Origin of the sequence: Halalkalibacillus halophilus DSM 18494 (assembly GCF_000423105.1) — a bacterium.
Taxonomy (GTDB): Bacteria; Bacillota; Bacilli; order Bacillales; family Alkalibacillaceae; genus Halalkalibacillus; species Halalkalibacillus halophilus.
This window is the reverse complement of sequence record NZ_AUHI01000004.1, coordinates 411,936-432,081: the sequence shown is the minus strand read 5'-3', so window position 1 is coordinate 432,081 and position 20,146 is coordinate 411,936. Positions and strand designations below refer to the sequence as shown.

Sequence of the window (20,146 nt, the reverse complement as noted above, 5' to 3'; positions counted from 1 at the left end):
CATCATATCCTGCGCTTTCCCGGGAAATAATTCTTTCAGAAAGGGGAAATAATTATTCTTTTACCGGCTGATTGGTATAATGTCCTTAAAGTACAAACGGAACAAACACATTTTAAAGAATTGATCGCAAATTTAGAGAAACAGTACACCACCTCAACTATACTTCCCGAAAAGCATAATATTTTTCGCGCATTTCAATTAACACCTTTCGAACAAGTAAAAGTAGTTATACTCGGACAAGATCCTTATCACGGAATTGGTCAAGCAAATGGTTTAAGTTTCAGCGTAAATCGTGGAATGAAGATTCCTCCTTCTCTCAGAAATATATATAAAGAACTTCAGCAAGATGTAGGCTGCCAAATACCAGACCATGGCGATTTATCTAATTGGGCGAAGCAGGGAGTATTGTTGTTAAACACTTCCTTAACAGTTGAAGAAGGTAAGCCTAATTCACACCAACACATTGGTTGGCAAGAGTTCACTAATACAGTGATTGAACAAATTAGTGAGCGGAAGGAAAGCGTTGTCTTTATTTTATGGGGGAAGAATGCATTAAGTAGGCAGAATCTAATTAATACGAATAGGCATCGAATTGTCCATGCTCCACACCCTAGTCCGTTAGCGGCTCATAGAGGTTTTTTTGAGAGTAATCCTTTTAGCCAAACAAATAAGTATCTACAACTGCATTATCAACAAACAATCGAATGGTGTAATCTCTAACCAACTTTTCATTGTATAGGGAAGGGGCCTATACCAAACTACTCGATCTAACGTATGGTATATAAGCCCGAAAAAAAGAGGTGTAATTTATGTTCCCTGTTCAACCAAACCAACAACAATTTTCCCATCCGTTTAAAGGTGGAGGAAAAAAAGGCATACCAATTATTGATCATGTGAAAAAAATATTTAACCCTAATCCATATCCTGTAGGACCATATGGAGGAGCGAATATTGATAGTACATTAGACCATATCCAAAAAACGTTATACATGGTTCAACAACTGTTACCTATATGGAAGCAATATGCGCCAATCGTGAAACATGCACCGTTAATTATAGATATGGTAAAATTGATGGCAGAAAAAGATGATGATGAAGTAAGTGATTCAATTAAGGAAAAAGTAGGTAACGAACAAATACTTTCTAAGCATGCTACTACTAAAAAAGAAACAAACGTAAAACAAGTAGACCGGCATGGCAATACTTTGCCAAGTCCTAAACTATTCATAAAAGACCCTTATGAACGGAGTGATTAAATGAGTAATTCTTTAAAGAAAGCAACGTTTGCTGGAGGATGTTTTTGGTGTATGGTAGAACCTTTCGATCGACGTCCTGGAATCGAGTCGATTGTGTCTGGATATACAGGTGGCCATACTACCAATCCCACTTACGAAGAAGTTTGCAGTAATGAAACCGGACATTTGGAAGCTGTTCAAATCACGTATGATCCGGAAATTTTCCCTTACTCTCAATTACTAGAAGTTTTTTGGCAACAAATTGATCCTACTGATGATGGCGGTCAATTTAATGATCGCGGAGAATCGTATAAGCCAGCTATCTTTTATCACGATCAACATCAACAGGAGTTGGCTACTCAATCTAAGAAGGTAGTGGAAGAACAAAATTTATTTCAAAAACCGATTGTGGTCGATATAAGAGAGGCAGCTACTTTTTGGCCAGCGGAAGAATCACATCAAGATTATTATAAAAAAAATGCTCTTCACTACAAGATGTATAAAAAGGGATCAGGCCGCAAAGCATTTATCGAACAATATTGGGGTAATGACCATCATAAAAAGAACTTGCAAGAGAATCTTAATGACATGCAATATAAGGTTACCCAAGAAGACGCTACAGAGCCTGCTTTTAGAAATGAATATTGGGACCATGAAGAAGATGGAATCTATGTCGATATTGTTAGTGGTGAACCGCTATTCTCTTCAACAGATAAATATGATGCGGGTTGTGGTTGGCCAAGCTTCACGAAACCTATTGCCCCTCTAGAGGAAATACTGGATACATCTCATGGTATGAGAAGATTAGAAGTAAGAAGTGGACATGCTGACTCACATTTAGGTCATGTTTTTGATGATGGTCCACAAGAAACTGGCGGAGCTCGTTATTGCATTAATTCTGCAGCATTAAAATTCATTCCTAAAGATCGTTTAGATGAAAATGGGTACGGAAAATACAAATTACTATTTGAGTAATTATTGAAGGAGATATAACTATGATTCACTTAACATGGGAAAACAACAACGCACTAAAACAGATTGAATGTACAAATGTTAATGCGAAAAAATTCACTGTAGAAAACACTCTAACACCTGGCAAGGTTTATGATGTAAAAAATGAAACAGAAGAGTTTTACTTTGTAATCGATGACTTAGGTAAAATGGGTGGATTTTTAAAAGATTATTTTAAAGAGTTATAAGTAGATTCAGCTTCTGATCTTAAAGGTTCAGAAGCTGTTTTAACTAGACAGGCTTGAGGTAATTCTATATGTTAATAATTCATTTCATTGAAACTATTCTGCATATATCTTATAATTAGTTTGAATTCAAGATAAATATTTAGGAGGATTCATATTATGGAATATATATTTAAACAAGGAAAAACAAATAAGCCGACATTTTTATTACTTCATGGAACAGGTGGAACAGAGGAAGATTTGTTACCATTGGCTGAAATGATTGATCCTGAAGCAAATGTTCTTAGTGTTAGAGGTTCCGTTGATGAAAATGGCATGAACCGTTTTTTTAAGCGATTAGCAGAAGGTGTGTTTGATGAAGAAGATTTAATTGAGCGCACAGAAGAGCTGAATAACTTCATAGAAGCTAAAAGTAATGAATACCAATTTGACAGAAAACAAGTATATGCAATTGGCTATTCAAACGGTGCTAATATTGCGGGAAGTTTATTATTTCACTATGAAAATACGTTAAAAGGTGCTATGCTATTCCACCCAATGGTTCCAAGACGTGGGATTGAATTACCTAACTTAGATCAACTACCTGTGTTTATAGGTGCAGGTGAAAATGATCCGATTTGCCCTAAACAGGAATCAGAAGATTTAAAAGAACTACTTGAATCTAATGGTGCATCTGTTGAGATTTTTTGGGAAAATCAAGGGCATCAATTAACTAGAAGAGAAGTTGACCAAGCAAAAGAATGGTATGATAAACTTTAAAACATCTTACTTTTGTAACTTATGAGCATTCTTTTTATCAGAAAATCTAAGGAAATGTGTATTGAATTTGTTGATATACATGGTTAATCTCCAAAAATAATGATATGATAAATTTATACACATAAATAAAGGAGGGGTTAACTTGGCATTCATTATTTCATCACCTTGTAAAGAAGAAAAAGCAGGAGAATGTGTTGAAGTTTGTCCGGTTGACTGCATTGAAGAAGGAAAAGACATGTTCTATATAGATCCAGATATTTGTATTGATTGTGGAGCATGTGAAGCAGTCTGCCCAGTAGAAGCAATATATCATGAAGATGAACTACCTGAAGAAGAAAAAGAGTACATTGAAATAAATCGCAAGTACTTCCAAGAATAGAAGGAACCAAAAGGGCTGGATGCAAGATTAAATTCAGCCCTTTTTTATATTAAAAGAACTACTACATAGGAGCTAAATTTATGCAGGATACAATAAACACAAACATTAATTATGACTATTTATTAAATTGGTTAAATAAAAAAGAATTATTTCAAGAGACGTCTATTTTAATTGATTTGTTTGAAAAAGAAAAAAATAATTCCTTTGTTATTGGTTTTACTGGACATTTTTCTGCAGGAAAATCAACTCTTATTAACCACCTGATTGGACAAGATATTTTACCTAGCAGCCCAATTCCAACTAGTGCTAATATCGTTGAAATTACTAATGGTCAACAGGAAGTAGAATATAATTTTTCAAATGATTTATTTGCAACATCGACTGACATTGACCTTGAACTTGTTAAAAAGCTTTCTAAAAATGGTACAGAAGTTGACTCATTAAAAATTAAAAAGCACTTCCCTGAACTTTTAAATACAACATACATGGATACTCCGGGAATTGATTCCGCGGATGATGAAGAGATGAATCGTACTTTATCTAGAGTCCATATTATTGATTACTTTATATATGTGATGGACTATAATCACGTCCAGTCCGAAGTGAACTTTAAGTTTTTGAAACAACTGCAAGAAAGGAAGCTACCTTTTGTAATTGTTGTCAATCAAATCGATAAACACAAGGAAACAGAAATCCCTTTTGATGTTTATCATCAATCTTTGCTGCAAAGCTGTGAAGAATGGCAAATCGAACCGGAGAGAATTTTTTATACATCTTTAAAGGAGTCGAATAATAAATTAAATGAATTTGATGTTCTAACCGAGTTCATTAATAAACATATTTCTGATAGTTCTTCAATCGTTCAACAAAATATTAAAAATGAGATAAATTACTTGATCTCATCTAGTGTAGAAAAGTTATATACTTCTGAAAAGGATCTATTAGATGAAGAAAAGTTACAAAAATTAAAAGATGAATTATCGTTGGTCTCTAATCGATTAGTCGAATGGAATGGATTTGAAGAACAGCTAATTAAAAATTGGAAAACTAAAATTACCAAAGATGTTAAGAGCGCATATCTGATGACTCATGAAATGAGAGAGTTAGCGCGTTCATTCTTAGAATCAACGAAGCAAAGCTTTAAAGTAGGAACCTTGTTCACTAAAAAGAAAACAGAAGAAGAAAAAATGGAACGTGAATCAGCTTTTTTAGAAGCGTTGAATAAACAAATACAAGTTCAACTAACCTGGCAATTCAGAGACTGGTTAGCTAGCGAAGTCGGTCAACATGATGTAAGAAATAATGAAATTCAAAATAAAATACAAAATCTAGAAATAAAACTTTCTAGCGAAGATATAAAACGTGTAATAAATACATCAGCCGAAGTTAATGGAGAATATGTATTGTTGTATGCGGATCAGCTTCATAATGAAATCGAAAAGATTACTAAAAATATCCTTTATCCGCTCATTTCAGAGATTACAAGGGAGATCCATTCGCTACATGAAAATGAAATCAATGACTTAGAAAGTAATCAACAACATCTGACAGAGGAAATAAAGAGAATAGAATCATCGCAAGCTCATAAAAAAAAGGTAGAACAGAAAAAAAGGCAACTAACTTCCGAAATTTTTGATAATTCTAATATAAATGTGAGCGAGGTTTACTCTCAGCTTAAGGATAAGCAAAATAAGCGTGAACAATTAAATCTTGAGGAGCACATAAAAGATTTTGATGAACGAGAAGAAGAGGCAACAACAGAACAAAACCAGAATATTGGAGAGATACAAAGTTTATCCATCGAAAAAATTGTATCTTCAGCAAATACTACGCTAACAGAAATTAAACCTTATTCATTTTTAGACAAATTTAAAAAGAGAATCGAACAACAAGTTAATAAAGTTTCCAATATGACTTATACCGTCGCCTTGTTCGGCGCATTTAGTGCTGGTAAATCTTCATTCGCAAACGCTTGGATTGGGGAAGAAATTTTACCTGTTTCACCAAACCCGACAACTGCAGCGATTAATAAAATTGCTCCACCTGATGAAAAGCATGCACATGGTGAGGTTTTAGTAAGACTTAAACATTCCGAAGATTTGAAATACCAATTGAACCAATTGTTTTCTAAACTGATTGAGGAGGAGTTTACGACTCTTGAGGAAATTTTTCAGTTTGCTAAGAAAAACAAAAAGAAATGGGAAGCGAATTTATCGAGAACGAATAGTTCCTTTATATCTGCCTTTGTTAGTGGATATGAAGATATGCAATCACTACTTGAAAAAAACATTACAGTTAATGTAAGTGAATTCCAGAAATATGTTACCCAGGAGAATCGTTCTTGCTTCGTGGAGGAAATAACGGTTTATTATGATTGTGAATTAACAAGACAGGGAATTACACTTGTTGATACTCCGGGGGCAGATTCTATTCATGCGAGACACACAAATGTAGCGATGCATTATGTGAAAAATTCTGATGCAATTGTTTACCTGAATTATTTCAATCATGCTTTTGCACGAGCAGACAGAGAATTTTTATTGCAATTAGGTCGTTTAAAAGATACATTTCCAATGAATAAAATGTTCTTTATTTTAAATGCAGCAGACCTTGCATCTTCTTACGATGAATTACAAATGGTTGAAAGTTATCTAAGCAAACAGTTAAAGGCTTATGGAGTAACACAACCGAAAGTTTATCCGTATTCAAGTAAAGATTTGATGGAAGGTAATCCAACTCCAGAAGAATTTAAAACTTTCCATATTGAATTTGAATCATTTATAAAAAATGAGTTAAAACAAATTATCGTTCAAGAATTAGAGCAAAGTTTAAAGCAATTAAAACAATATATAAAACAATCCTTAGAAGAAATAAAACAAGGTGAGTCAGAACAAAAGAAAATAATAGAGCAATATAAAAATGAAGCGCAACAAATTATTCAACACGCTAAGAATGTAGATCAGAAAACGTATACAACACAAATTTCGAATGAAGCAGATCAGCTTACCTATTACGGTAATCAGCGTGTCCAAATCCAATTAAGAGATCTGATGAAAGAATCCATAAATCCTGCCACCATCCAATCAAACGGGAAAAAAGGACAAGAAGAATTAAGAATGGCAATTAAAGAGCTGCTAGCTACTTTACATGAACGACTAAACAAGGAATTTCAAGAGATCAACATCTTACTTGATTATCATTTAGAAAAAAGCATATCTAATATGGAAAAGTTCATAAATGATTTTATAAGAGACAACACAAATTTCACTAACTTTTCCTTTCCAATCGGAGAAATTCAACAAGCATCGTATTCCAATTCAATTACTGTAATGAATCAGGAACAAATATCGATGTATGCTAAAATGTTTAAAAACAAAAAAGATTTTTTCCAGGATCGTAAGGTTAAGGAATTGTTTAATCAAATAGATAGTGATTTAAAACCAAGTATTCAAAAGGTTTTCCAAGATTTTAATTCTGTTTACGACAACCATTACAAAGAAAAATTCAACGAAATACAAAATGAGTTTCTTGAAGAATTATCTAACGAATTAGAAGATATCATTTCCTCAAAACTCTCTTTTTATGAAAATGAAAAACTGCATCTTCAATTAGAAGATACGTATCGAAAATTAATAGAGCTATAAATAATCAGCTAAATTGTCGACTTTTCTGAAAATTTATACTAAGATTATTGTGGAACAAAATTTGCAATAGAAACAATAGGAGGATTTCATGACTAAAACTAGAAAATTGGAAGCAGAAGATCTGTATCGCATTTCATCGATTACTGACCCGAGAATAGCACCTAACGGAAAAGAAGCTGTATTTATCGAAACAACGATTAATGAAAGTGATAATAAATACTATTCGTGCTTGAACCACCTTGATCTAGAAACAAATAATGTCACATCGTGGACGCACGGAAAAGAAAAGGTTTCGCAACCTAGGTGGTCTAATGATGGTAGGTCAATACTTTTTCTGTCTAATAGAGAAAATGAAAAAAATCAAGTCTATATAATGTCTACTCGAGGTGGAGAAGCTAAAAAAGTAACCGATTTTGATAATGGTGTTGTAAAAGCAGCTTTTTCTCCTGATGATCAACAATTAGCTATCCAAACTAGTGTAAATAAAGAACATTTAGAAAAAGAGGAGGAGGAGGAAGAAAAGAACGATAATGATCTTCCTACTTCTGTTGTTATAAACAGAATGAAATATAAAGCTGATGGTGCAGGTGTTATTGACCAAAAGTTTCAACAAATATACCTGTATGACCTTAAATCTGAAAAGCCAGAACTTCTTTTAAAAGGGAACCAAAATTTCCATTTTCATACTTGGACGGATGAACAAACTCTTATTTATTCCACTGATGAAGTGGAAGATCAAGATTTCGAGTTTAATTTAAATGTTTATGTGCTAAATGTATCAACAAACGAAACAAAAGAGATACCAACACCTGAAGGGGCAGTAGGTGGCTTTGCTGTATCACCCGATCAGAGTAAAGTATTGTTTGTTCACATGGGAAGAGAATTTGAAAATGCAACACATGCAGAATTAATGTTGTATGATTTTGCAACAGGCGTTAGTAGCTGCTTAACGGAGGAGATTGATTCTCCTGTGGGGGATTTTCTTGTAGCGGATATACAGCAGCAAGCGGTGCTACAGCCGGTTATTTGGAGTAGTAATTTTGATTACTATTTCGCTATATCTAATTATGGAAATGTTCATTTGTACTATGGAAATATCGGTGGGGAAATATACCCTGCTTGGCAAGATGTTGGCCATGTATATGGATTTGACATCATTCCAGAGCAACAAACAGCCTTGCTAATGCTTAGCACACCTACTAATCCAGGTGAGATTTTCACTTTAGATGTTAGAAAAGGAATAACGAAGCAAATTACTTCGTTTCATGATCAATTCGTTGAAGAAGTTGAAATTGTTCAACCAGAACCCATTCAATATGAAAGTAGTGATCAGCTAGTAGTGCATGGTTGGCTCATGAAACCAGCTAGTTTTAAAGAGCAAGAAACATATCCATTAGTGGTTAATATTCATGGTGGACCACATGCGTTTTACGGTAATAGTTTCTTTCATGAGATGCAGTATATAGCTTCAAAAGGATATGCTGTATTATACACAAACCCACGAGGTAGTCATAGCTACGGGCAATCATTCGTAGATGCAGTCAGAGGAAATTATGGGCAAGGTGACTATGAAGATATCATGAATGGAGTAGACTACGTATTAAATCAATATAATTGGGTCGATGAATCTCGCTTAGGGGTTACTGGTGGAAGTTATGGTGGATTCATGACAAATTGGATAGTTGGTCATACGAATCGTTTCAAAGCAGCTGTGACACAACGGAGTATATCAAATTGGATCAGCTTTAGAGGTGTAAGTGATATCGGTTATTACTTTACTGATTGGCAAATCCAGGTTCCATTTAATGATGTACAGAAACTTTGGGATTTTTCACCTATAAAATATGTAGATCAAGTAGAAACACCATTATTAATTACACATAATGAGAAAGACTTTCGATGTCCAATGGAACAGGCTGAACAATTATTTATTGCATTAAAGTATCAAGGAAAAGAAACATCATTTGTAAGATTCCCAGACTCAGATCACAACCTTTCAAGAACTGGTAAACCAAATTTAAGAATTGAAAGATTAAACCATATTGTTGATTGGTTTGAGAAGTATCTATAGATATAATCCGGTCTTAAAAAATAATTAAAATATCTCCGGGCCTATCCAATTTTACGATGGATAAGCCCGGAGATATTTATTTTTAAGGAAATTTTATAATTCATACAAGTTATTTTCCTTGTAGTTACTTATTCCAGTGACTTTCTATAAAGTCGTCTCGTCCCGACTTTTCACGCTCTTCCTTGTAAGCCTCAGGATTTTTTTCATAATATTGTTGGTGATCAGTTTCTGCAGGATAAAAAGTAGATGCAGGCAAGATCTTTGTCACGATTGGATCTTTAAAAATTCCGCTTTCTTCTATTTGTTGCTTGGAATATTCACTCTGCTGCTTTTGTTCTTCCGTATGATAAAAGATTGCAGTTCGGTATTGTGATCCGCGATCATGGAATTGCCCATCTGGATCAGTAGGATCAATTTGTTTCCAATATAAATCTAAAATCGTCATGTAATCAATTAAAGTCGTATCATAAGTAACTTGTACAGCTTCATAATGACCACTTTCTCCTGATTTCACTTGCTCATATGATGGGCTATAAATGTGGCCGCCTGTGTAACCTGATACAACAGAGTAAACACCATCCCATTGATCAAAAGGCTTCACCATACACCAAAAACACCCACCAGCAAAAGTTGCCGTCTCTATGTGATCATTCGTCATATACTCACTTCCTTACTGTTCAAAGTTAATTTTGATTATATCATTTTGACATATAAAAACACACTAGTTAATACTAGTGTGTTTCGTGAAATTAAGAATAGCTATAATTTTCGTCTTCCTGTAATAAGTTGAAAAATAAACACAATACCTGCAACAATTAATAATAAATGAATAAGTCCACCAGCAAAATCTAGTAAAAAGCCTGCTAACCAAATTACTAAAATTATACCTATAATAGTCCAAAGCATTTTTAAGCACATCCTTTCAATTTCTTTATAATTACATTACCCTTTTTCAGAAAAATTAATCATACAAGCAACATATATAGACATTTTTTTGATAAAATATAGTAGAAGAGAGGGAGAGATAAAATGACAATTCAAGAAAAATTAGAACATTTGATTCGTAAAATGAATGAGAATCCAACTGATCTAAATGGATTAGAAGCAACTTATACTTTCGAATTAACCGACAAAGAAGAAATTTTTAGCATAGTTTTTCAAAATGAAGAAGTTACTTATCATAGTGAACCACTTGAAGAACAAGATTGTTTATTAAAAATGAATGAGAATAATTTTGATAAATTAATTGATGGTAACTTGAATGCTACTTCCGCTTTTATGATGGGTAAAATAAAAGCAAAAGGAGACTTAACCTACGCCCTTAAACTCCAAAATGTATTAGGAAACTATCGGTAATTTATAGCAACAAGATTGGAGGAGCCTATGAAAAAAACAATAGTAGTAACCTTTTTAACTGGATGTTTATTTTTAATAGCTTGTAATGGCGAAGAGGAGGAGGAATCCCTTACACCTTATGATTACATGGAAGAATACGTTTCACACTGGGAAAATGAAGAATATAGAACAATGTACGATGAATACTTAACACCATCAACGAAGGATTCATTTACATACGAAGACTTTGGTGAGAGATATGAAAATGTCTATAATGACTTAAATGTTTCTGATGTTGAGGTTAGTTATCAAGAAGAAGAAATAACTGATGAAGAGCTAGAAGAGATCGAAGAAAGCGCATCGTATTCCATACCTGTTGAAATAAGCTTTAACACAAGTGCTGGTAATGTTTCTTTTCAGGAAGATGTCATGATGGAATGGCATACAGAAGAAGTTGAACAAGAAGATGAAATGGTAGAAGAAGAATATTGGTTAATGGAATGGGAACCACGATTTATGTTACCGGGTCTTGAAGAAGGAGACGCCATACGAATTAATAACTTAGAAGCAACCCGTGGCGATATACTCGATCGTAATCAAAACATGCTAGCTACAAATGGCGAAGTTTATGAAATCGGAGTTACATTACAGTCATTTGATGAAGGCAGCTTAGGTGAACTTGCTTCTATATTGAATTTGAGTGAGCAATATATCGAGAATAAATATAATCAAAGTTGGGTAGAAGAATCTCACTTTGTTCCAATTAGAAACGTTTTATTACAAGATGAAGAAATGATGGAAGAAGCAACTTCGATCAGTGGAGTCTCTTCAAATGTAATAGTGGATCGTGTTTACCCTTATGCAGAAGTAGCTGCTCATCTGACAGGGTATATTGGTCCGATTAATGAAGAAGAACTAGAAGAGTTTGAAGGAAGTTATACTTCAACTGATTTGGTTGGAAAAAGAGGTCTAGAACAACTTTTTGAAGAAGATCTTAAAGGTCAAAACGGCATAGAGATCGCAATTGAGAAAGAAGATGGCTCGCAAGAAACTGTAGTAAAACAAGATCGTGAAGATGGAGACAATGTGGAGCTTACCATTGATATGTCTGTACAAGAATCAATTTACGAGATTGTACAAGACGAAAAAGGTACTGCAGTAACTCTTGACCCACAGTCAGGAGAGGTTACAAGTCTGTTAAGCTTTCCAACATTTGACCCAAACCAGTTTGTTCTAGGGATGACCAATTCTCAATATCAAGAATTAGCTGAAGACGAAGATCAACCAATGGTAAATCGCTTTAGTGCGACGTACTCACCTGGGTCTACTATGAAATTAATCACATCATTAATTGGTTTACATCATGATGCATTTGACCCTGATGAAATAGTAGAAATAGAAGGAAAAAGGTGGTCACCAGATGAATCTTCCTGGGGAGATTACCAAGTCACACGCGTTTACGAACAACATACAGAAGTTGATTTGGAAACAGCGATGAAATACTCCGATAATATTTATTTTGCGATGCGCGGTATGGATATTGGCGCAGACGCATTTCAACAATCATTAGAAGATTTAGGTTTTCAAGAAAGACTACCTTTTACTTACCCATTAACGATCTCACAAATATCAAATTCAGGTGAGTTCGATTCCGAAGTCCAATTGGCAGACAGTGCATATGGGCAAGGTCAACTATTGATAAACATGCTTCATTTAACTAGCCTTTATGGTGGAATAGCAAATGATGGAACCTTTATGCAACCATTACTTAGAAGCGATGAAGAGCAAGCTGTGTGGATTGAGGATTATTTGGATGAGGAAGGTATAAGTCGATTGCAAAATGATTTAAGAAAAGTTGTCAGTGAAGGAAGTTCCCAATCGATTGATTTAGATAATCGAGAGATTGCAGGTAAAACAGGAACCGCAGAATTGAAATCGAGTCATGAAGACGAAAATAATGCTCAAAACGGTGTTTTCGTATCCTATGATCAAAGCAATCCAGATATGGTGCTTGGATTATTAATAGAAAACGTGGAAGATATCGGTGGCAGTGGTTATACGGTTGATTTATCTAAAGAAATTTATGAAGTTCTAGATGAATAAAAAGTACGAAGTCTCCGATTTACGGAGGCTTCGTACTTTTTTATATTATCTCATTTCATTCAACAACTCGATCATCAAATCTGGTCGATCTGTTACAATTCCATCTGCACCAAGCTCAATTAATTCACGCATTTCCTCTTTTTCATTAATCGTCCAATAATGAACATCAAGCCCAATTCGGTCTGCTCCTGAAATAAGCTGGTTAGTAGTTAAATCAAAACCACTATCTGCTGTTGGAATCTGAATAGCTTCTACTTTAGGAAAATATAAGTTCCTTAAAAAGGTTTTATGAAAAATCACAAAGTTTCTAACTTCTTGCCTTCCACCTGAAATAGCAACATTTTCATTTCCATTTTCACGAAATGCTTCCACAATCTCATGATCAAAAGATGCTACTAATACTTGATCTTCCATATTGTAATCGTTTATGAGACTCGATAATCGCTGAATAATATCATTTATGCGGTTATCTGGATTCGTATCTTTAATTTCGAATATAAATCTCTCTTCAGGGAAAGCTTGAAATAACTCTTCCACCGTTAACAATTCTAGTCCTTGTCCACGATATGGGTGGTTTCCATCTTCATCTTGGAAATAATAACCTGCATCAAGTTGCTTTAATTCATCTAAATTCATCTCTGATACTCTACCTGTTGAATCGGTAGTACGATCGACTGTAGCATCATGAATGTTAATAAGATAACCGTCTTTACTCATATGTAAGTCTGACTCTAAGACATCAACACCTAATTCAACTGCATTTTCAAAAGCTGTCATCGTACTTGATGGTGCTAAATGTTCTCCGCCCTGGTGCGCAATAACAAGTGGTTGGTCATCATCTTCAAAAAAAGCCTTATCTTCTATAGAATGAAAGGGTATTAAATACAGAAATATGTATATGAATCCTAAAACAGTTAAGCCAATAGAAAATGATTTTTTCAGCCTTGGCTTCTTTGTATTACTCATACGTTCAACTCCTTAATTTTAATTGAGGATGTAAATGCAGTAGGGTAGAGCTATAATTATAATAAGCTTGTTACATATTATTCATATGAAATAACGAACATGCACACGTTGCTTTTGAATTTAAAATAACTAGCGCGTCCCACTAACTAATTTACTATAAGGCAATTATTTAAACAACGATTTATCGTCGAATCTATTATATAATATATAGTAGACTATAATTATATTATGTAAACTAAAGGGTTTTTCATTTTTAATATATAATGATAAAATAAGCAAAAAAGGGAAGAGGGGAATTTATAATGAGTGAGGAACGACCAATTGTTCAAGTTCGAGATAATGGATCAATTTTAGTTAAAGGTGATGTTAAACTATTAGATGCAGAGGGAAATGAATACGAGACCAAACCTGCTTTTTCCTTATGTAGATGTGGCGCTTCTAAAAACAAGCCATTTTGTGATGGCGCTCATAAATCGTTACCATTCGAAGATCAATCTCGCGTAACTAATTCATAAGAATAAATCCCGTCCTTTGAATCCAAGAGGACGGGATTTATTTGTTACTGACGTTCTAAAAAATACGTAAATGCATCTGCTGCTAATGTAGCGCCCTGAGCTAATGCTGCTCCACCACCTAGTGCAGCACTAACAGCAATAGATTCTGACACTTCATCTACAGAAGCTCCATTTTCAGCTGCACCTTTTGCATGATAAATAATACAATATTCATCTTGTGCATATATACTTGTAGTTAAAGCCATTAATTGCTTATGTTTTGAAGAAAGGGAGCCATCTTCAAAACACGATTCTGTAAATGAAAAATAGGAATCAACTACCTTTGGTAATGCTTCTTTAAAGTCATGCAGCCCTTCTTTATAATCCAAAATTACTTCATCATAATAGTGTGAAGTTTCGTCAGTCATGTAAACACACTCCTTCTAATTGTTCTACATATACGCTTTCCATCTATAGTAGAATTTATGCCCTTAATTAGGGTGTATAATTATTTTTCTAATTGAAAGAATAACTATGTACTAAAATTTAAGGAGATGAAAAAATGGGAATCTTAACAGGAAATCCAACGAAACAAGCTTTACATTATGGAGAAGTATATAGTCTTTGGTCCTTTTCATTTATTACAAATGCAGCAATATCACAATTGCAGACTTTAAAAAACCATACTGGAGATACAGAATTAATAAAACTAATTTCGGATTGTTTAGATGATGCACATAAAGAAAAAGAAGCAGTGGAAGAGATTTTAAAAGCAAATGGTATAGGCTTACCACCAGCTCCAGCAGAAAAACCAAAAGCAAATCTCGAAGAAATTCCAGTTGGAGCGCGATTTGACGACCGTGAAATCAGCGGTGCTGCATCTGCAATGCTTTCGGAAGGGTTAATCGCTTGTAGTACAGTGATTGGTCAGTCAATTAGGGAAGATATTGGTATGCTTTTCGGAACATATCATATGAATAAAGCTCAACTTGGTGCAAAAGCTTTAAAACTAAATAAAGAAAAAGGTTGGTTAATCGCACCACCTTTACACACGCAAATCCCTAATAATGAATCATAATATAGAACGACTTGGCTCTGACCTGAAAAATAGGTCAGAGTTTTTTAATTTAAAGATTATATAAGTATACGCTTGTGTTATTTGTTCTAATTTTTAACACATGCACCATTAAAATAAACTTCTCATAAACTATGAGAGAGTGATTAAAAAGGGGCGAATAACTAAATGTATAATAATTATGAAACACCAAATGTAATGGGCATGAATCAGGTAGACCAATCTTTTTTACACTTAGTAACTCAACTTCAAAATCAGTCTGTCGTTGTTCAAACAGTACCAGGTACACTAAGGGGCAACCTCGTCGAAGTGACTGATAGTTACATCACCCTTTTAGTAAGTGGGAACTATTATTTTATACGCTTAAGTGAAATCAATTGGATCATGCCCACAAATTCTAAGAAATGATGATAGATATAATGAAACAACCCTCCACTTGCATAAGAATAAAAAGGATACTACAAAAGTGGAGGGAAAAGAATAATAAAACGGTTTAATCGTTTATCCATTGAAATATCAAAACCTGACCAACCCGATCCTAACGCAGCTGCAGCTGTACAAGAACTATTGGGAGGTCGTTTTGGTGAAATGTCGACTTTAAATAACTACATGTTTCAATCATTTGGGTTTAGACAACAGAAAAAGTTAAAACCATTTTACGATTTAATTTGTAGTATTACCGGAGAAGAATTCGGACACGTGGAGTTAGTTTCACATACCATAAACTCGATGCTGGTCGGATCAACTTACGAAGAAGATCCAGATCAAACACCAATGAGAGATGGAAAAGACAAAAGAATTTCCTATCATTTTATTGATACAGACCAAATGGCTAAACCATTTGATTCCATGGGTGCTCCTTGGACAGGGGATTATACATTTAAAAGTGGAAACTTAGTAGAGGACTTATTGCATAATTACTTTTTAGAAATCGGAGCAAGAACGCATAAAATGAGAGTCTATGAAATGACCGAACATCCGATTGCAAGAGAAATGATCGGTTATCTACTCGTTAGAGGTGGAGTACACATTAAAGCTTACGCCAAAGCATTGTATATACTGACAGGTGTTGATATGACTAAGATGCTACCTGTACCAAATTTAGATAACAGAAAATTTGATGCTACAAGAAAATGGGAGGATGCTGGAGAAGGCAGAAAATTATACACATTTTCAGATCATGACTATAAAGCTGTTAATCAGATATGGAAAGGAACGGATCCCATTGACGGATTGCCACTTGAAGTCATTCAAGGAGCACCTGTTGGGGGAGAAATTCCTGATTATCCGAATGCACCAGAAACATTTGCACCTGGAATTTCTGAAGAAGACTTTATAGAAATCTCCAAAAGATTGCAACGTAAAGCAGGATTATAAAATTAATTTTAAAGGCTGAAATAATATCTTTTTCGAATGAAAAGGTGTTATTTCAGTTATATTAAGGAAAAAACACTATCAAATTAGTAAATATAAAGCTTAAAGTGTATACATAAAGCTCAATTAAGGATAATATAGATATATAGAGAGAAAAAATCAATCAGCTCTTAGGAGGCTAAAATAAATTATATGAATAATTTAAATGTCCAACATTATACGAACGAGCATCAGTACAAAGTCACACAGATGACTGAAAATATTGAAAAACAAACAGCTTTAGTACAAGTAACAGATTTTGAAAATAAAGATAGTGAGAATCTGGGATTTGTAAAAATAAAGCGCGGAAAAGAACTTAAGTATGAAGACTACATTAAAGATCAAAGTGATATCGAAGAAAAATCACAAGAGATTAATGAATTAGAGTGGATTAACGATAAAATGAAAAATGAAATTCAAATGATCATTAAGAAAATCGGCACAAACAAAAAGTAATTTTATATGATAACTTTCAAAATCCAGTTAGATGTAACAATCTAAGTGGTTTTTATTTTTTGTTTTTTAAAAATTTGAAAGTTAAAATCTTAAAATTCTTGGTGAAACTTCATTTCAGAAGATATAAAAAAGGGTATAGGGTTTAGAAAATGCTTTGACCCTTAATTTTTAAGGAGAGGAGGAGGAAGAATGTATAAATTATTGTCAGGTTCACTCTTGGGGTTTCTATTATTGTTTGGTTGCTCTTCAAATGATCAAGAACCGCCTTCAGGTAATGATGATCGTGACTCTGATGAAGACCAACAGGAATTGTCACTGCCAATGGACGGGCTAGAGGTTGTTGCTGAAAATCTGGACGTGCCATGGTCAATAGATCTAGCAGATAATACCTTTTATATATCAGAAAGAACCGGAAGCATTGTCAAAATAGAAAATGGTGAAGCAGAACGGCAAGATGTAGAGCTTGAGCGTGAATTATCAACTTCTCCAGAGGCAGGTTTGCTTGGTTTTACACTTTCTCCTGATTACCCTGATTCCAAACAAGCTTTCGCATACTATACTTATGAAAATAGCGAAGGACAATTCAATCGTATCGTAATCCTTCAATGGGATGAAGATGTGTGGAGAGAAGATCAAACACTACTGGATCACATACCAAGTGGAACCTATCATCACGGAGGAAGATTAAAAATAGGACCAGATGATATGCTTTACGCAACAACTGGAGATGCTTCAGAACCTGAAATTGCCCAAGACATTCATTTACTAGGTGGAAAGATTTTAAGAATGAACTTAGATGGATCTATCCCGGACGCTAACCCTTTTTCTGATTCTTTAGTATACAGCATAGGCCATCGCAACCCTCAAGGAATTACTTGGTCGTCAGATGAAACCATGTACTCAAGTGAACATGGTGATAACGCTAATGATGAAGTAAATGTTATTGAAGCTGGTGAAAATTATGGATGGCCAGTTATTGAAGGTGAAGAAGAACAAGAAGGACTTGTTACGCCATTATTCACTTCCGGAAGCGAAGACACATGGGCACCTTCAGGAATGTCTTATAATGAGGGATTGTTATATGTGGCTGCATTAAGAGGATCTGCTGTATTAGAATTTGATTTAGAAACAGGAGATTACCGGCAAGTCATATCTGAACTTGGCAGAATTAGAGATGTGCGAGTGGAAAATGACTACCTTTATTTCGTAAGTAATACCACGGATGGTAGAGGTAATCCCGACGACACGGATGACCGACTTTACCGAATTGAACTCTCTGAATTAGAATAACTGTCTAATCCTATAGCAAAGATCTAAATTGAAACAATTAACACAAAAAGCTTAATATCATGACAGATTATAACCGAATCAAGAAGTCGTTATAATAAAAATACTAAGCTTAGTAAAACTCAAGAAATATAATAATGCTATTCGAATATGTTTGTTCAGTAAATTTAGGATTCACAATCTTTTGGAGATAAGATTGTGGATCCTTTTATATTGTATCAACAAAAAAGAGCTGAGGATGTAATTAATGTGGTTAAATAAATTAAAAAATCGTTTAAATGGAGGTGAAATCTTAAAAAGATTTTAGTTCTAGATTTTAAAATATTCTAGTTTACATAATATTAATTATCGGAAGTTAATGGTGTGATTTTATAAGCTTCTTAAGTTCACTTGTTACTATATTGTCGCATCTTCACTGCTTATTCTCTGTTATTTATGTTACATTATATAATAATTATACAAATAATTATGTTGGATGTGATGTTAAAATGTCAGCACTTCATGAAAAAGCAATTTCTTTCATAACTCAAATGTATGATGAAAAACAATATAATTCGACTGATTTACATAATCGTATAGAAGCTGTTTGTAAAGAAATCGCCTCTACTGGTAGCTATTCTCACACCTATGATGAGCTTAACTATGGCGCTAAGATGGCTTGGCGTAACAGCAATAAGTGTATTGGTCGTTTGTTTTGGGATACTTTAAATGTTTTTGATTACAGAGATGAAACTTCCCCAGATCAAATCTTTAAAAGAATTAAAGAACATTTGGAGTTTGCTACGAATGACGGTAAAATCAAATCAACAGTGAGTGTATTTCCACCTAAATCAAATGATTTGGAGATACGAATACTTAACCATCAACTCATTAGATATGCGGGTTATGAGACAAATGATGGCATTATAGGCGATTCTGATTCTATTTCGTTTACAAAAAAGTGTATGGAACTTGGATGGTCTCCTAAATATGGTTCATTTGATCTTCTTCCGATTGTAATTCAAGTTAATAATGAAACTCCCAGGTTGTATGAATTACCGCATGATATAGTTATGGAAGTGAATTTGAGCCATCCGAGTCATGATTGGTTTAAGGACATAGGCTTGAAATGGTATGCAGTTCCTGTCATTTCTGATATGCAGTTAGAAATTGGCGGAATTGAATATAATGCTGCTCCATTTAATGGTTGGTATATGGTTACGGAGATTGGTGCTAGAAATTTCGCAGATGATTATCGTTATGATATGCTTCCAGTAATTGCTGAAAACCTTGAGTTAACTCATAAAAGCAATAGATTCTTTTGGCAAGATCATGCACTTGTTGTATTAAATGAAGCTGTACTCTTTTCTTATCAAGAAGCTGGTGTCAGTATGGTGGATCATCATACTGCAGCTACTCAATTTAAACAATTCGAAAAAAATGAATTAAAATCTAGTCGCTGTCCAACTGGTGACTGGTCTTGGTTAGTCCCGCCGATTGCAGGCGCTTCTACCCACCTCTTTCATAAACCTTATGATAACACCGTTCATTCACCTAACTTCTTTTATCAACAAAGACTCTATTAGATACGTGGTTTTATGCCACGTATTTTCTTTTATAGTCCCCTTCTTCCCTTCTCATTACTTGTAATCTACGATATAATGATAGCGATAACATTCAGAAAATTCTTTACTTACTAATTGGAGTGATTTTGTGACAAAAGCAGTATGGAATCCTAGCAAAGAATATATTAA

General features: G+C 34.1%; 21 protein-coding genes. 17 read left to right on the top strand and 4 right to left on the bottom strand.

What is annotated here, in order from left to right; all coding sequences use genetic code 11:
- Positions 1 to 48 precede the first annotated feature (48 nt).
- From G532_RS0102195 to G532_RS0102160, 8 genes are all read left to right on the top strand, one after another.
- Complete coding sequence (locus tag G532_RS0102195) at positions 49 to 720, top strand: uracil-DNA glycosylase (protein WP_425402115.1); 672 nt, start codon at positions 49 to 51, stop codon at positions 718 to 720.
- An 89-nt stretch (positions 721 to 809) separates the two neighbouring features.
- Positions 810 to 1,256 carry a VrrA/YqfQ family protein gene (vrrA, locus tag G532_RS0102190; protein ID WP_027963325.1) on the top strand — a complete coding sequence of 149 codons (447 nt, stop codon included), beginning with the start codon at positions 810 to 812 and terminating at the stop codon, positions 1,254 to 1,256.
- Positions 1,257 to 2,210 carry a peptide-methionine (S)-S-oxide reductase MsrA gene (gene msrA / locus G532_RS0102185; protein ID WP_027963324.1) on the top strand — a complete coding sequence of 318 codons (954 nt, stop codon included), beginning with the start codon at positions 1,257 to 1,259 and terminating at the stop codon, positions 2,208 to 2,210. It begins immediately after the preceding gene.
- A gap of 20 nt (positions 2,211 to 2,230) precedes the next feature.
- The gene (locus G532_RS0102180) at positions 2,231 to 2,434 is read left to right on the top strand and encodes a DUF6501 family protein (RefSeq protein ID WP_027963323.1); all 204 of its coding nucleotides are present in this window, start codon (positions 2,231 to 2,233) and stop codon (positions 2,432 to 2,434) included.
- A 156-nt stretch (positions 2,435 to 2,590) separates the two neighbouring features.
- Positions 2,591 to 3,190 carry an alpha/beta hydrolase gene (locus G532_RS0102175; protein ID WP_027963322.1) on the top strand — a complete coding sequence of 200 codons (600 nt, stop codon included), beginning with the start codon at positions 2,591 to 2,593 and terminating at the stop codon, positions 3,188 to 3,190.
- A gap of 142 nt (positions 3,191 to 3,332) precedes the next feature.
- Entirely contained in the window at positions 3,333 to 3,569 is a 237-nt protein-coding gene (locus G532_RS0102170; RefSeq protein ID WP_027963321.1) for a ferredoxin family protein, read from the top strand.
- A gap of 80 nt (positions 3,570 to 3,649) precedes the next feature.
- Positions 3,650 to 7,213, top strand: a complete 3,564-nt coding sequence (locus G532_RS0102165; RefSeq protein WP_027963320.1) for a dynamin family protein — start codon at positions 3,650 to 3,652, stop codon at positions 7,211 to 7,213.
- An 88-nt stretch (positions 7,214 to 7,301) separates the two neighbouring features.
- Positions 7,302 to 9,284, top strand: coding sequence for a S9 family peptidase (locus G532_RS0102160; protein ID WP_027963319.1), 1,983 nt, complete (start codon positions 7,302 to 7,304; stop codon positions 9,282 to 9,284).
- Between the two features lie 124 nt (positions 9,285 to 9,408).
- Here G532_RS0102160 and msrA (G532_RS0102155) read toward each other — a convergent pair whose 3' ends face one another.
- Together msrA (G532_RS0102155) and G532_RS15955 are read right to left on the bottom strand one after the other, a co-directional pair.
- Complete coding sequence (gene msrA / locus G532_RS0102155) at positions 9,409 to 9,942, bottom strand: peptide-methionine (S)-S-oxide reductase MsrA (protein WP_027963318.1); 534 nt, start codon at positions 9,940 to 9,942, stop codon at positions 9,409 to 9,411.
- A gap of 101 nt (positions 9,943 to 10,043) precedes the next feature.
- Positions 10,044 to 10,190 (bottom strand): lmo0937 family membrane protein, encoded by a 147-nt coding sequence (locus G532_RS15955; protein ID WP_156882510.1) that lies wholly within the window; start codon positions 10,188 to 10,190, stop codon positions 10,044 to 10,046.
- A 123-nt stretch (positions 10,191 to 10,313) separates the two neighbouring features.
- On the opposite strand from G532_RS15955, the gene G532_RS0102145 reads away from it, so the two are divergent.
- Both G532_RS0102145 and G532_RS0102140 read left to right on the top strand, forming a co-directional pair.
- On the top strand, positions 10,314 to 10,640 hold the full coding sequence (locus G532_RS0102145; RefSeq protein WP_027963317.1) for an SCP2 sterol-binding domain-containing protein: 327 nt from the start codon (positions 10,314 to 10,316) through the stop codon (positions 10,638 to 10,640).
- 27 nt (positions 10,641 to 10,667) lie between these two features.
- A complete protein-coding gene (locus tag G532_RS0102140; RefSeq protein ID WP_027963316.1) occupies positions 10,668 to 12,722 on the top strand; it encodes a penicillin-binding transpeptidase domain-containing protein in 2,055 nt (684 codons plus the stop codon).
- A 45-nt stretch (positions 12,723 to 12,767) separates the two neighbouring features.
- Here G532_RS0102140 and G532_RS0102135 read toward each other — a convergent pair whose 3' ends face one another.
- The gene (locus G532_RS0102135) at positions 12,768 to 13,688 is read right to left on the bottom strand and encodes a glycerophosphodiester phosphodiesterase family protein (RefSeq protein ID WP_027963315.1); all 921 of its coding nucleotides are present in this window, start codon (positions 13,686 to 13,688) and stop codon (positions 12,768 to 12,770) included.
- A gap of 302 nt (positions 13,689 to 13,990) precedes the next feature.
- Between G532_RS0102135 and G532_RS0102130 the strand changes: the two genes are divergently transcribed.
- Positions 13,991 to 14,203, top strand: coding sequence for a CDGSH iron-sulfur domain-containing protein (locus G532_RS0102130; protein WP_027963314.1), 213 nt, complete (start codon positions 13,991 to 13,993; stop codon positions 14,201 to 14,203).
- A 44-nt stretch (positions 14,204 to 14,247) separates the two neighbouring features.
- Here the strand turns inward: G532_RS0102130 and G532_RS0102125 are convergent, their stop codons facing one another.
- The gene (locus tag G532_RS0102125) at positions 14,248 to 14,610 is read right to left on the bottom strand and encodes a carboxymuconolactone decarboxylase family protein (protein WP_027963313.1); all 363 of its coding nucleotides are present in this window, start codon (positions 14,608 to 14,610) and stop codon (positions 14,248 to 14,250) included.
- A 134-nt stretch (positions 14,611 to 14,744) separates the two neighbouring features.
- Here G532_RS0102125 and G532_RS0102120 point away from each other — a divergent pair, with 134 nt between their 5' ends.
- From G532_RS0102120 to G532_RS0102095, 6 genes are all read left to right on the top strand, one after another.
- The gene (locus G532_RS0102120; protein ID WP_027963312.1) at positions 14,745 to 15,260 is read left to right on the top strand and encodes a DUF3231 family protein; all 516 of its coding nucleotides are present in this window, start codon (positions 14,745 to 14,747) and stop codon (positions 15,258 to 15,260) included.
- Positions 15,261 to 15,425: 165 nt separating this feature from the next.
- On the top strand, positions 15,426 to 15,665 hold the full coding sequence (locus tag G532_RS14580; protein ID WP_035512360.1) for a DUF2642 domain-containing protein: 240 nt from the start codon (positions 15,426 to 15,428) through the stop codon (positions 15,663 to 15,665).
- A 72-nt stretch (positions 15,666 to 15,737) separates the two neighbouring features.
- Entirely contained in the window at positions 15,738 to 16,634 is an 897-nt protein-coding gene (locus tag G532_RS0102110; protein WP_027963311.1) for a manganese catalase family protein, read from the top strand.
- 189 nt (positions 16,635 to 16,823) lie between these two features.
- Complete coding sequence (locus tag G532_RS0102105; RefSeq protein WP_027963310.1) at positions 16,824 to 17,126, top strand: hypothetical protein; 303 nt, start codon at positions 16,824 to 16,826, stop codon at positions 17,124 to 17,126.
- A gap of 189 nt (positions 17,127 to 17,315) precedes the next feature.
- Positions 17,316 to 18,416 (top strand): PQQ-dependent sugar dehydrogenase, encoded by a 1,101-nt coding sequence (locus G532_RS0102100; RefSeq protein ID WP_027963309.1) that lies wholly within the window; start codon positions 17,316 to 17,318, stop codon positions 18,414 to 18,416.
- A gap of 485 nt (positions 18,417 to 18,901) precedes the next feature.
- Entirely contained in the window at positions 18,902 to 19,978 is a 1,077-nt protein-coding gene (locus G532_RS0102095; protein WP_027963308.1) for a nitric oxide synthase oxygenase, read from the top strand.
- Positions 19,979 to 20,146 lie beyond the last annotated feature (168 nt).

What these genes read in the sequence shown, in the direction of transcription:
- vrrA (WP_027963325.1), top strand. Translation starts at nt 810, where the DNA reads ATGTTCCCTGTTCAACCAAACCAACAACAATTTTCCCATCCGTTTAAA.
- msrA (WP_027963324.1), top strand. Translation starts at nt 1,257, where the DNA reads ATGAGTAATTCTTTAAAGAAAGCAACGTTTGCTGGAGGATGTTTTTGG.
- G532_RS0102180 (WP_027963323.1), top strand. Translation starts at nt 2,231, where the DNA reads ATGATTCACTTAACATGGGAAAACAACAACGCACTAAAACAGATTGAA.
- G532_RS0102175 (WP_027963322.1), top strand. Translation starts at nt 2,591, where the DNA reads ATGGAATATATATTTAAACAAGGAAAAACAAATAAGCCGACATTTTTA.
- G532_RS0102165 (WP_027963320.1), top strand. Translation starts at nt 3,650, where the DNA reads ATGCAGGATACAATAAACACAAACATTAATTATGACTATTTATTAAAT.
- G532_RS0102160 (WP_027963319.1), top strand. Translation starts at nt 7,302, where the DNA reads ATGACTAAAACTAGAAAATTGGAAGCAGAAGATCTGTATCGCATTTCA.
- msrA (WP_027963318.1), bottom strand. Translation starts at nt 9,942, where the DNA reads ATGACGAATGATCACATAGAGACGGCAACTTTTGCTGGTGGGTGTTTT.
- G532_RS15955 (WP_156882510.1), bottom strand. Translation starts at nt 10,190, where the DNA reads ATGCTTTGGACTATTATAGGTATAATTTTAGTAATTTGGTTAGCAGGC.
- G532_RS0102145 (WP_027963317.1), top strand. Translation starts at nt 10,314, where the DNA reads ATGACAATTCAAGAAAAATTAGAACATTTGATTCGTAAAATGAATGAG.
- G532_RS0102140 (WP_027963316.1), top strand. Translation starts at nt 10,668, where the DNA reads ATGAAAAAAACAATAGTAGTAACCTTTTTAACTGGATGTTTATTTTTA.
- G532_RS0102135 (WP_027963315.1), bottom strand. Translation starts at nt 13,688, where the DNA reads ATGAGTAATACAAAGAAGCCAAGGCTGAAAAAATCATTTTCTATTGGC.
- G532_RS0102130 (WP_027963314.1), top strand. Translation starts at nt 13,991, where the DNA reads ATGAGTGAGGAACGACCAATTGTTCAAGTTCGAGATAATGGATCAATT.
- G532_RS0102125 (WP_027963313.1), bottom strand. Translation starts at nt 14,610, where the DNA reads ATGACTGACGAAACTTCACACTATTATGATGAAGTAATTTTGGATTAT.
- G532_RS0102120 (WP_027963312.1), top strand. Translation starts at nt 14,745, where the DNA reads ATGGGAATCTTAACAGGAAATCCAACGAAACAAGCTTTACATTATGGA.
- G532_RS14580 (WP_035512360.1), top strand. Translation starts at nt 15,426, where the DNA reads ATGTATAATAATTATGAAACACCAAATGTAATGGGCATGAATCAGGTA.
- G532_RS0102105 (WP_027963310.1), top strand. Translation starts at nt 16,824, where the DNA reads ATGAATAATTTAAATGTCCAACATTATACGAACGAGCATCAGTACAAA.
- G532_RS0102100 (WP_027963309.1), top strand. Translation starts at nt 17,316, where the DNA reads ATGTATAAATTATTGTCAGGTTCACTCTTGGGGTTTCTATTATTGTTT.
- G532_RS0102095 (WP_027963308.1), top strand. Translation starts at nt 18,902, where the DNA reads ATGTCAGCACTTCATGAAAAAGCAATTTCTTTCATAACTCAAATGTAT.